This window comes from Lysinibacillus boronitolerans JCM 21713 = 10a = NBRC 103108 (genome assembly GCF_000772935.1).
Taxonomy (GTDB): domain Bacteria; phylum Bacillota; class Bacilli; order Bacillales_A; family Planococcaceae; genus Lysinibacillus; species Lysinibacillus boronitolerans.
On sequence record NZ_JPVR01000078.1, the window covers coordinates 56,141 to 68,660 of the forward strand.

Below are 12,520 nucleotides of genomic sequence, written 5' to 3' on the forward strand. Positions count from 1 at the left end.
CTTCATCTATATCTTTTCGTCAGCATATAGTAAAATAGAACACTGTAAACAAAAAGTAGTGCTAACTACAATGGTTTTTTAGGAATAGGAGAATTTGTGTGAAACAACAAACAATCATTTTAACCGGTGGTGGGACAGCTGGCCATGTATCGTTAAATCAGGCGATACTCCCGTCTTTACTTGAACTTGGTTATGATGTCCACTATATTGGCTCAGAGCAAGGTATTGAAAAAGAATTAATTGGCGAGGCGTTCCCCGATGTTCCGTTTTATGGCATTGCGAGTGGTAAATTGCGTCGTTATTTCTCAATGAAAAATTTTACAGATCCATTTAAAGTGCTTGCTGGAATGATGCAGGCTTTTCGTATTATAAAAAAAGTGAAACCACAGGTAGTCTTTTCAAAGGGTGGGTTTGTCTCTGTACCCGTTGTGATGGCGGCGAAATTAGCGGGTGTGCCAGTTGTCATCCATGAATCTGATGTAACACCTGGTCTTGCCAATAAAATAGCCTTACCTTTTGCTTCACATGTTTTTACAATTTTTGAAGAAACACTGAAGCATTTACCTCAAGAGAAGGCTACTTGCACAGGCTCCATTATTCGTCCTGAGTTATTTGAGGGAGAAAGAGCAAGGGGGCTAGCTTTCTGCGGCTTTTCTACTTTAAAGCCTGTGTTACTTGTTATGGGAGGGAGTTTAGGCTCTGTTGTCTTAAATGAGGCACTACGTAAAAACTTACCAGAGCTCCTCAAGCAATTTCACATCATTCATTTATGTGGGAAGGGGAATTTTGACCAATCACTGGAGGCAATGCCAGGCTACAAGCAATTTGAGTATGTGACAACAGAGTTACCTGATTTATTGCATGCTGCAGATTTTATTGTGTCACGAGCAGGCTCTAACTCCATTTTTGAATTTTTAGCGCTTCACAAGCCGATGCTATTAGTACCTCTCTCAGCGCAAAAAAGCCGTGGGGATCAAATTTTAAATGCCAACCTGTTTAAAAAACAAGGTTACGCAGAAGTGTTACAGGAAGACGAGTTGACGAAGGAATCTTTTATGAAGTCTGTTCATACACTAACAGAGCGTAAAGTGGAAATGGTGGAGACAATGGCAAAAACGCAAAAGCCAAAAACACCAGATGAAATGGCGTCATTAATTTTACGTTACAAGAAATAAGTGCTATTTGAAAAAAGAAAAGAAGCTATGAGGTAGGTCGAAATGACAAAACCTTATAGCTTCTCTTTTATATATATCGTACACTACATTGCTTGCTCTTCGCCCTCTTGCAATTGATGTGCCGTTGTTAGGTAGAATAAATCTTTTGGAATTTTAAATAAATTAAATTGTGCCTCACCGCTATTAACCTGCGTTAATAATGTTGGATGACTTTCATTGGCGCTCACCACATAAGGAAGCTTTAAAGCAGCACGTTGTGATTTTAAATTTTCAACACGTATACGGAGAAAGACCGTATGAAAATTATAGTCAAAAAATAACTCGTTCAAAAATAACATTTTTGCTTTTTGATTATAACCTTTACCTTGGTAAGGGAGTCCAATCCACGTTCCTAGAAAGCCTGCACCGTCCTCCACATCGTGAATACTAATGGTGCCGATTGGTTGACCCCAATCATCAGTTATGGTCCTCGAGATAGCGAGTCCTCTCGCTTCCTCTTCAATCAGTTGTTTTGTCATAAACCAATATTCATCAGCGGATGTGGCTTTTTGACGGACAAAAGGGAATACAGAAGGGTGTGATAATAGCTCATAAAGCTCTGTACATTCATGCAGGTCTCGATGTTTAAGCATACGAAACGCCTCCTTTACTAGGGTAGTTAAAACAATTCCGTTGAAGCATAAAGAAGAAAACTAAAATTCGTACTGGAATTAAAACCCAAAGAACTAGACGTTATAACTATGATATTCCATAATCTCCCGCTGTCTTACTGATTTCGACCATACCGAAAAAAGGCTAGTTTTTTAAATATAATATAACATATAATCTGCTTGATGCAATTATTTTGCTCGTAAAAAAACAAAATTTGAGTTTAATAGTCAGTAAATTCTGATAAATGAAACGAGATGATCGATAATATTGTTGTTTTATAACATTAAGCCTATCCTATCAATTTTATCTAATATTAATCATTTATCTACATCTTTAGTAGTATTGGTTACTTGTTATAATAGGTAATATATCAAATATTATCCTTAAAAGGATATAAATTTTATGATTCTAGAAAGGTAATTTTTTATTTTTATGTTATAATAGTAGTATTATTTTTAATCTCACGAAACATACATATGAACATTTCTATCATGATGGCAAGGGCTTTTCTGGAGGTGACAGCATGGAGTATATTTTAAGCGAAGATTTCTTTAACTCATTATTTATTGGCAAGGATTTTGTTTTTCTCGTGAAAAAAGTAGGGGACGATTATCAATATATTCGCTTAAATCAAGCAGCTCAAGATCTGTTATCGAATGAGGCGATTGGCAAAATGATTTCGACCGTTACCTCAAAGCGTAATTTTTCGATCATTCAGAAAAATTATGATGAGGCAATTAGAGAACATAAACAGGTTGACTATGTAGATTATGCATATGTTCAGTCGGAGGTTCGTAAATATGAAACATCCGTCAGACCGTTGAAATATAAGAATGAAGACTATATATTAGCCATTACGAAGGAAATACTCTATGACCGCAGTATTGAAGATAAATTTTTATTTATGCGGTCCATGTTTGACCATGCCTTTTTTTCTACGGTCATTTTATCGGCTGAGGGCATAATATACGAAGTGAATTCAAGCTTTATGGATGATTTTCAATTAGATAATGAAACCGTCAAACAAAAAATGTTTGTGGATTTACCAATTATTCCAAAAGAAGAAGTTGAACAACTTAAAATTTGTTTGCAAAAGGCTGCAAGAGGGGAAAACGTTGGCGAGAAGTTCATTAAATTGCATACATTGGACCAGCAGGAACGCATGTATTTGCTGTCACTATCACCAGTGATGCAGGATGATAATTCCTTTGCCATATTTCTAATCATGCAGGATTTTACACAATTTACTATACAAAAAGCAGAATTACGTTCGAAGTCTCACGGGCTAGAGGTATTTAAATCGGCATTAAACTCAGCTACGGCCATTGCCGTATTAGATAATAAGGGGAATATTACTGAAGTGAGTGATATGTTTTTACAGGCTTCTGGCTACACGGCAGAGGAGTTAATCGGTCAGCCCTACGCATTAATCGAACCTCGATTCCGTGGGCAAAATCTTTTACAAATAATTGATGATAAGCTGGATACGATGGGGATGTGGCGTGGAGAGCTTTGCTATCGAACGAAATATCATGCCGATTACTGGGTAGAAGCTACCATCGTTCCATTAAAAGATGAGTTTGGTCAAATCGAACAAATTTTAACCATTAACTATGATATTACAGATAAGAAAAGAATGTTCACAGAATTAAAAAATATTGAACGTACTTTCCGTCTCATTACGGAAAATACAAATGACTTAATTGTGATTACAAATGAGGATGGCATCATTATCTATGCTTCCCCGTCGTATGGTATTTATTTAGGGTATGAAAATGTAGAGCTACAAGGACAATTTTACAGTGACATTATTGATCGAGAAAGTAAAGGCGAGTGGCAAACATTCTTAAATAATTATACGGGACAAACAGATTCACAGTTTGAGCTTTTACTGAAGGCGAAGGATGGAACACCGATATGGACAGAAGGAAATGTCACAGTTGTGCATGATCCTGAACGTGAAAAGGTTTCGCAAATTATGATGGTGTCTCGTGAAATTACGCATCGCAAAGAAAGGGAAAATGATTTGCTGTATCTAGCCTATCATGACGCCTTAACACAGCTACCAAATCGGCGCTTTTTACAAAAGGAGTTTCCTAAAATCCTAGCAGAAGCAAATGAAAATCAAACTTGTGTGGCGATGCTCTATTTAGATGGTGACGATTTTAAAGAAGTGAATGATCGCTTTGGCCATGAGACGGGCGATGCGTTTATTCAGCGATTCGGCATTTCCTTGAACAAAACAGTTCGAAGCCATGATCTAGTTATTCGAATAGGTGGCGATGAATTTATTGTCATCTTAACTGGCTTAACGAGAGATCAAGAAAAAAGACATCATCAAATTATGCATATTATTCGTCGGATACGCGATGAATTAGCAGAAGGCTGGATGATAGAGGACCATCTTTTTACACCCACTGCTTCTATTGGCATTGCCTATTACCCAGACCATGCACAAACACTGGATGAGCTAATGGATTTAGCTGACCAAGCATTATATAAATCAAAGGAATTGGGGAAAAACAACCTCTCCATTTCCGACATACACTAAAAAAGTCTGTCCACAAGGTTTTCCTTGTGAGACAGACTTTTTATTTGATGTTATGCTATAACAGTATAGGGATAAAAATCCTACATCGTTATTTTGGAATAGAAGGTGATACGATGCCTAAGAAGATATTGTTGGTAGAAGATGAGAAGCATATTGCTCGTTTTGTTGAACTTGAATTACAGCACGAAGGCTATGAAGTGAAAACTGCCTATGATGGTCGAGAAGGATTGGCTTTGGCAACATCCGAAAATTTTGATGTACTTTTACTGGATGTGATGTTACCGAGCATTAATGGAATTGAGATTTGTCGTCGTATCCGTACACAATCACAAGTGCCGATTATTTTATTAACGGCACGAGATGCTGTGATGGATCGTGTAGCAGGACTCGATGCAGGGGCAGATGACTATATCGTCAAGCCTTTTGCGATTGAAGAGCTGCTGGCTAGAATACGGACGATTTTACGTCGTGTCACACCAGAGCAGACAAGCAGTGAATCTTTATGCCTAAGGGATATTGAAATAGATGTAGCAGCCTATGAAGTTTTCGTTCAGGGGAATAAACTTGACCTAACAAAGACAGAATATGACTTACTGAAACTATTAATCGAGCACAAAAATAGAGTCTGTACACGAGAGCATATTTTAACATCGGTTTGGGGTTATGATACGGATATTGAGACCAATGTGGTAGATGTTTATATCAGACATTTACGAACAAAGCTCCCAGGGGCAATGAACGATTATATTGAAACCGTTCGCGGTGTCGGGTATGTGATGCGAGAATGAATAGATTAAGAAATTATTTGCGTCAGCAGTCGTTGCAGAAAAAATGGATGCTGACCTCAAGCAGTGTCATCTTTATTAGCTTTACGATTATTTGTGTAGTCGTCTATCTTTCTTTGCATACATGGTTATTAAACGATGAGGAGAGTAAGGTCAATCGGACAAGTAAGGATATCATCTCTTTTTTTGAGTCACAGGGTCCTACAATTACCATTCAGCAAATTCAGCAAAATACAGGCTTGCTCAAATCGATTGCGGATCGTGATGAGACGGTCCGAATATTTAATGCAGATGGTGTGGATATTTTACGGATTAATGATACCTCTGCTGCTGCACCACTTAATTCGTTGCAAGAAATTTTTGAGATGACCATTGATAAGCAGGATGTGCTGGTCATCAATGAACCGATTCGGATGGGCTTTTTCCAAGGCTATATTCAAGTGATTCATCCGTTAACTAGTTTTCAATCTCTCATGCATTATCTCTTGACAGCCATGCTGATTGCAGGGTTAGGTGCCTTAGTGTTATCTGGCTCTATTGGCTATTATCTAGCGAACTATTTAATGAAGCCACTACATGAATTGCGTGCATCCATGAAAACAGTAATGGATCAAGGATTTAATGAGCCAATACAGCTAACCTATACATCACATGACGAAATTGGAGATTTACTGAAAATGTACAATGCCATGATGAATGAGCTACAAATCTCCTTTACCCAGCAGCAGCAATTTGTCGCAGATGCTTCACATGAGCTGCGTACGCCTATTCAAGCAATTGAAGGGCATCTTTCTCTTTTAAAAAGGTGGGGCAAACATGATCCTGCCATATTAGAGGAATCCATTGATACCTCCTTAACAGAAATTGCACGTATGCGCAAAATGATTGAGGAATTATTAGAGCTTGCACGCCGTGAGGAAAAAGATGAAACAAGTGAGGCCAATGCACTAGTGGTCATTGAAGCAGTAATGGATGAGCTGAGGCTTGTTCATCCACAAGCGCGAATGTCGCTGTCGAAACATGGTGACATCGGTCCATTATTTATCACCGAAAATGCACTAAGTCAAATCGTCCGTAATATAATAGAAAATGCTATTCGTTATTGTGAAAAAATTCCTGAGATACAAATTTCTATTTCTGTTGCTGGAAATTATGCATGTTTAGAAATTGCTGATAATGGTATAGGAATAGCACCAGACAATATTCCGTTTATCTTTGATCGTTTTTATCGAGTGGATGAAGCAAGAAATCGCCAAATAGGTGGAACAGGCTTAGGGCTTAGTATTTCGAAGATGTTACTTGAAAAATACAATGCAACAGTAGAAGTCAAGAGTGAGGTTCATATTGGAACCGTTTTCTCGCTGAAAATCCCACTAAAATATTAAGAAAAATACACGCTTTATTTCATTATTCTATCCTTTGCGAAAAAAATTGCTTAATTTGCTAAAAAGAGTTGTATTTTTTGTGAAGAGTAGTAAGATTGAGATGGAAAAAACGTTCTTTAAAATATGGTAAAGTAGTGTGAAACATTCTTTTAAAGAACGGCTAAATATTATATAATTAATTGCAATTTAATTAATGGAACTGCCGAAAGGCAAAATTTGGAGGTCATTTTTCATGTCGAACAACGTTACAACTGTAAGTTCTCCATGGTCAGCTTTCTCTGGTCCTAACCTAGGATATGTGATGGAGCAATACGACTTATTCTTACAGTCTCCTGAAGAAGTAGAACCGGAGTTAGTTTCTTTATTCCAACAATTTGGTGCACCAGTAGTAGTAGAAGGTGAAGTAGCTGTAGCTAGTCATACAGCAGCGGCTCCTGCTGGCGATTACAAAAAAGTGTTAGCCGCTGTAAAACTAGCAGATGCAATTCGTTCACGCGGTCATTTAGCAGCAGATATTTATCCTCTGAAAAACCGTGAACTACAAACAGCTCAAATTGAAGAAAGCGCGTTCAACTTAAGCGCTGCAGATTTAGCTGAAATTCCTGCAGCAATCTTCTTCAAAGATGTGCCAGCAAACGTGAAAAATGGTAAGGATGCAATCGACTATTTAAAAGCTATTTATACAGATAAAGTAGCATTTGAATATGGTCACGTAGTAGCTACTGAAGAACGTGATTGGATTCAAGCGCAAATCGAATCAGGCTCATTCAAACAAGCATTATCTGCGGATGAGAAGAAAGCCTTATTAGATCGTTTAACTCGCGTTGAAAATTTCGAGAAATTTATTCATAAAACATTTGTAGGGCAAAAGCGTTTCTCTGGTGAGGGCTTAGACACGCAAATCGTTCTATTTGATGAAATCATTAAAACGGCAGAAGCGAAAAATGTGGAAAACGTACGTATTGGTATGGCACACCGTGGTCGCTTAAACGTTTTAACACACATTTTAAATAAACCTTATGACATGATGTTCTCTGATTTTGCACATGTTTCCAATGATTTATTTATGCCAGAGCATGGCCGCCTTGAAATTACAAAAGGTTGGACAGGTGATGTGAAATACCACATGGGTGCTTCTTACAACCGTGAATCTGGTATGAACGTGAAATTGGCTTACAACCCATCTCACTTAGAAGTAGGCAATCCAGTCGTACTTGGTGCTACTCGTGCAACACAAGATGATACGTCTAAACCAGGGCAACCTGTTTTCGACCGTACAAAGGGCTTAGGCATTCTTGTGCATGGTGATGCTGCCTTCCCAGGTCAAGGGATTGTAACTGAAGTGTTAAACTTCGCTAAAACAGAAGGCTTTACAACAGGTGGAACAATCCACATTATCGCAAACAATATGATCGGTTTCACAACGGAACATTATGATTCTCGTTCTTCTGTGTATTCTTCTGACCCAGCAAAAGGCTATGAAGTACCAGTAATCCATGTCAATGCAGATAGCCCAGAGGCAGTAGCACAAGTTGGTCGTTTTGCAGCAAACTACCGTCAAACATTTGGCAAAGACATTATTGTGGACTTAGTTGGTTACCGTCGCCACGGTCATAACGAAACAGATGATCCAACCGTGACAAACCCAGAAACATACAAATTAGTGTCTAAACATGAAACAGTGCGTGCATTGTATGGTGCACAATTAGTGGCAGAAGGTCTTTTAACTGCTGATGATGTAGCGGCACTAGATACAGCTATCTATGCAGAAATGCAAGCAGCCTATGACCATGTAAAAGAAATGGCAGATAAGGATGATCATCATCATTTAGAAATGCCAGAAGAATTAAAAGTAGAGTTCCCACAAATCGATACAGCAGTTGGTGCGGAACGTTTAGAAAAAATCAATGAAGAGCTGTTAGTGTTTGAAGAAAACTTCGAGCCACAGAAAAAGCTTGGTAAAATCTTAGAAAAACGCCGTGATGCTTATGCATCTGCAAAAATTGACTGGGGTCATGCTGAAACTTTAGCATATGCAACAATTATTCAAGATGGCACACCAGTACGCTTTACAGGTCAAGATGCACAACGTGGTACATTCTCTCAACGCCATTTAGTACTGCATGATAAAAATAACGGCAATGTCTTCACACCACTACACCATATTTCTGGTGCGAACGCATCCTTTACAGTACACAACTCTCCACTGACTGAAGCTGGGGTAGTAGGCTTTGAGTATGGTTACAACCTAGAAAACAGCCATGTACTAACAGTATGGGAAGCACAATTCGGTGACTTTGCGAATATGGCGCAAGTGATGTTTGATAACTTTATTTCAGGGGCACGCTCTAAATGGGGTCAAAAATCTGGCCTAGTTATCCTTTTACCTCATGGTTATGAAGGTCAAGGTCCAGAGCACTCTTCAAGCCGTATGGAACGCTATTTACAAATGTCAGCAGAAAATAACTGGTTTGTAGCGAACTGTTCAAATGCAGGAAACTACTACCACTTATTACGCCGTCAAGCAGCATTATTAGGTACAGAAGGGGTACGTCCACTTGTAGTCGTATCACCAAAATCATTATTACGTCACCCATTAGCTGCGGCGAATGCTGAGCAATTAGCAAATGGTTCATTCCAAGAAGTGATTGAGCAACCAGGCTTAGGGGCGAAACCAGAAGCTGTAGAGCGTATCGTTTTAGGTACAGGTAAAGTGATGATCGACTTAGCAGAGCGCGTGAAAGACGGCGAAGGCTTCGATCACCTACACATTATTCGTGTAGAACAACTTTACCCATTCCCAAAAGAGCAAGTTGCTGGTATCATTGCTAAGTATCCTAATGCAAAAGAGATCGTTTGGGTACAAGAAGAACCGAAAAACCAAGGCTCATGGAATTATGCATTAGAAACATTATATGAACTTTCAGAAGGTAAAAAGCTTCGCTATGTAGGCCGTCCTGCAATGAGCTCAACTTCTGAAGGGGATGCAGATTCTCATAAAGCAGCACAAGCAGCTCTTATTGAAGAAGCGGTTGCTGAGCCAGTAAAGGTTAAATAATCACATATTAATTTTTGAAACCGGGCTACTTGCCCTTAAGCAGTAGCCCTTCTATGTGCGTCATGCACGTTAATCAAAGGAGGAAATGAAAGTGGCTGAAATTAAAGTCCCTGAATTAGCAGAATCGATTACAGAAGGTAGTATCGCACAGTGGGTAAAAAAAGTGGGCGATCGCGTTGAAAAAGGTGAATTCATCGTTGAACTTGAAACAGATAAAGTAAACGCTGAGATCATTTCTGAAGAAGCAGGTGTATTAACACAAATTTTAGCTGAAGAAGGCGATACTGTACTAGTTGGTCAAGTTATCGCAGTAGTAGAAGCAGGCGAAGGCGCAGCAGCAGCTCCAGCAGCGGCAGCACCAACTGAGGCAGCACCTGCACCAGCAGCGCCACAAGCCGCAGCAGCACCAGTTGCAGCAGCTCCAGTAGTAGAAGAAACTTCTGGTGAGCGTGTAGTTGCATCTCCAGCAGCACGTCGTCTTGCACGTGAAAAAGGTATTGACCTTGCCGCGGTATCTCCAGTAGATCCACAAGGACGTGTACGTGTACAAGATGTAGCAGCTCATGGTACAGCACCAGCTGTAGCACCAGCAGCACCTACATCAGTAGCAACTTCAGGTGGCCCAGTAGTGTTCACACCAGCAGCTAATTCTGACCGTGTAACAATTGAAAAAATGAGCCGTCGTCGCCAAACAATTGCAAAACGTTTATTAGAAGTGAAACAATCAACAGCAATGTTAACAACATTCAACGAAATTGACATGACAAACATCATGGCACTTCGTAAACGTAAACAAGAAGAGTTTGTAAAAGCAAACGACATCAAACTTGGTTTCATGTCATTCTTCACGAAAGCTGTTGTTGCAGCACTGAAAAAATATCCATACGTAAACGCTCAAATCTCTGGCGATGAAATTCATTTAAATAACTTCTTTGATATCGGTATTGCTGTATCAACTGAAGAAGGTTTAGTCGTACCAGTTGTACGCGATGCAAATAGCAAAAACTTTGCAGAAATCGAAAAAGATATCGCTAACTTAGCGACAAAAGCTCGTGATAAAAAATTAGGCTTAAATGACATGGCTGGTGGATCATTCACAATCACAAATGGTGGTGTTTTCGGTTCATTAATGTCAACACCAATTATGAACGGTACGCAAGCTGGTATTTTAGGCATGCACTCAATTGTAAACCGTCCAGTTGCAGTAAATGGTGAAGTTCAAATCCGTCCAATGATGTATGTAGCACTTTCATACGATCACCGTATCATCGATGGTAAAGATTCTGTAGGATTCTTAAAAACGGTTAAAGAATTAATCGAAAATCCTGAAGATTTATTATTAAATTCATAATGTCACTAGACCCTGCGAACAATGTTCAGCAGGGTTTTTTGTGCATGACGAAAGATTTGGCCAATTCTAGTTTTGAAAGAGTACTAATGTTATATCGTTAAGAGGAGCAAAAAAGAAATAAACACAACTTTTCTCACATAGATCACATAGTCTATAATAAAAATTTGTTGTAATTTTCAGAAATATCGACGAAAGCTCAACGATTTAAAATGGATACAGAACGCGCAATATCCTAATATTGTCATTAGTCAGAAAAATGTTAAAATCGTCTTGACGAACATATTAGTTTTATAGTAGTATCTAAATATCAATTAAATAAACAAACCTCACGGATTTTTACCAGTGAGGTAGAGGCGCGGTATTTATTAGTTCATTGTTGAGTACAAGCAAGCGAAGACGCAATGAAGAAGGAAATATCGCCGAAGTATAAAAGGAGCTCGTACTTTTATACTGGGTCTGCAGTGAATAAGTGCAGGACTGTCCTAGTAAATGGATTTCCAGATTTACTAGGTTGTGCTATCTCGGAAACATGGAAATTATAGTGAGGATTTGGGCAACTGTCATAAAAGGTAAGACCTAAGTTCAATATACTTAGGTCTTTTTTAGTACAGTTGTCTTATTTTTTTACAGAAAAGGGGAGTTTTTCATGAAAAGAAAATGGTTGTTAGTAATGATCTCTATCATGACGGCAATTGTGCTAGCTGCATGTGGCACGAGTGACAAAAAAGAGGGCGGTTCAAGTGATGCTGGAACTGACAAAGAAGAAAGCGGCGGTGAATTCCGAATCGGAATGGAGGCTGGCTACCCACCGTTCAACTGGACACAGCAAGACGATGCAAATGGCGCAGTGAAAATTGCGGATAATGCAGAGTATGCAGGTGGCTATGATGTACAAATGGCAAAGAAAATTGCTGAAGGTTTAGGCAAAGAGTTAGTCATTGTTAAAATGGAGTGGGACGGATTAGTTCCAGCGCTACAATCGAACAAAATTGATGCAATTATCGCAGGTATGTCACCAACAGAAGAACGTAAGAAAACAATTGATTTTACAGAAAACTATTATACTTCTGATTTTGTTATGGTTATTAAAAAAGGTAGCAAATATGAAGACGCAAAATCGATTCAAGACTTCTCAGGTGCTAAAATTACATCACAATTAAATACATCTAACTACACAGTGATTGACCAAATTAAAGGTGTAGAAAAACAAACGGCAATGGAGAGCTTCCCAGCAATGCGTGTGGCTTTAGAAGCAGGTAAAATTGATGGCTATGTAGCTGAACGTCCAGAGGGCATTTCCGCTTCTGCTGCCAACGATAAATTCACATATGTAGCATTTGAAGAAGGCTTTGATACAGACCTATCAAATACTTCAATTGCTGTAGGCTTACGTAAAGATGACGCAAATCGTGAAAAAATCAATGAAATCCTAAAAGGTATTTCAGAAGATGATCGTCAAGCGATTATGGAAGAAGCTATTTCTCAACAACCCGCAGCACAATAATGACATGGCACGGACTAGCAACTAGTCCGTGCATGATCATTTCATCATTATCAAAATGAG

General features: G+C 38.9%; 8 protein-coding genes and 1 riboswitch. Of the genes, 7 read left to right on the plus strand and 1 reads right to left on the minus strand.

Translation table 11 applies throughout. The features are described from left to right. Positions 1–98 precede the first annotated feature (98 nt). Positions 99–1,175, plus strand: coding sequence for an undecaprenyldiphospho-muramoylpentapeptide beta-N-acetylglucosaminyltransferase (locus CD31_RS15785; protein WP_036078983.1), 1,077 nt, complete (start codon positions 99–101; stop codon positions 1,173–1,175). Positions 1,176–1,258: 83 nt separating this feature from the next. Here the strand turns inward: CD31_RS15785 and CD31_RS15790 are convergent, their stop codons facing one another. After that, positions 1,259–1,807: a GNAT family N-acetyltransferase gene (locus CD31_RS15790; RefSeq protein ID WP_036078985.1), complete on the minus strand. Its 549-nt coding sequence runs from the start codon at positions 1,805–1,807 to the stop codon at positions 1,259–1,261. 542 nt (positions 1,808–2,349) lie between these two features. Between CD31_RS15790 and CD31_RS15795 the strand changes: the two genes are divergently transcribed. The 6 genes from CD31_RS15795 (at position 2,350) to CD31_RS15820 (ending at position 12,460) form a co-directional block, all read left to right on the plus strand. Further along, complete coding sequence (locus tag CD31_RS15795; RefSeq protein ID WP_036078987.1) at positions 2,350–4,377, plus strand: diguanylate cyclase domain-containing protein; 2,028 nt, start codon at positions 2,350–2,352, stop codon at positions 4,375–4,377. A 113-nt stretch (positions 4,378–4,490) separates the two neighbouring features. Beyond that, on the plus strand, positions 4,491–5,165 hold the full coding sequence (locus tag CD31_RS15800; protein WP_036078989.1) for a response regulator transcription factor: 675 nt from the start codon (positions 4,491–4,493) through the stop codon (positions 5,163–5,165). Further along, complete coding sequence (locus CD31_RS15805; protein WP_036078991.1) at positions 5,162–6,547, plus strand: HAMP domain-containing sensor histidine kinase; 1,386 nt, start codon at positions 5,162–5,164, stop codon at positions 6,545–6,547. The genes CD31_RS15800 and CD31_RS15805 overlap by 4 nt, the downstream gene beginning before the upstream one ends. A gap of 232 nt (positions 6,548–6,779) precedes the next feature. Then, positions 6,780–9,605, plus strand: coding sequence for a 2-oxoglutarate dehydrogenase E1 component (locus CD31_RS15810; protein WP_016994032.1), 2,826 nt, complete (start codon positions 6,780–6,782; stop codon positions 9,603–9,605). A gap of 91 nt (positions 9,606–9,696) precedes the next feature. Then, positions 9,697–10,956, plus strand: coding sequence for a 2-oxoglutarate dehydrogenase complex dihydrolipoyllysine-residue succinyltransferase (gene odhB, locus CD31_RS15815; RefSeq protein ID WP_036078993.1), 1,260 nt, complete (start codon positions 9,697–9,699; stop codon positions 10,954–10,956). 340 nt (positions 10,957–11,296) lie between these two features. Further along, a riboswitch (Lysine riboswitch) is annotated at positions 11,297–11,483 on the plus strand. Between the two features lie 119 nt (positions 11,484–11,602). Further along, the gene (locus tag CD31_RS15820) at positions 11,603–12,460 is read left to right on the plus strand and encodes a transporter substrate-binding domain-containing protein (RefSeq protein ID WP_036078994.1); all 858 of its coding nucleotides are present in this window, start codon (positions 11,603–11,605) and stop codon (positions 12,458–12,460) included. Positions 12,461–12,520: the final 60 nt, after the last annotated feature.

Coding starts and splice junctions, on each gene's coding strand:
- CD31_RS15790 (WP_036078985.1), bottom strand. CDS start 1,807: ATGCTTAAACATCGAGACCTGCATGAATGTACAGAGCTTTATGAGCTA.
- CD31_RS15795 (WP_036078987.1), top strand. CDS start 2,350: ATGGAGTATATTTTAAGCGAAGATTTCTTTAACTCATTATTTATTGGC.
- CD31_RS15800 (WP_036078989.1), top strand. CDS start 4,491: ATGCCTAAGAAGATATTGTTGGTAGAAGATGAGAAGCATATTGCTCGT.
- CD31_RS15805 (WP_036078991.1), top strand. CDS start 5,162: ATGAATAGATTAAGAAATTATTTGCGTCAGCAGTCGTTGCAGAAAAAA.
- CD31_RS15810 (WP_016994032.1), top strand. CDS start 6,780: ATGTCGAACAACGTTACAACTGTAAGTTCTCCATGGTCAGCTTTCTCT.
- CD31_RS15820 (WP_036078994.1), top strand. CDS start 11,603: ATGAAAAGAAAATGGTTGTTAGTAATGATCTCTATCATGACGGCAATT.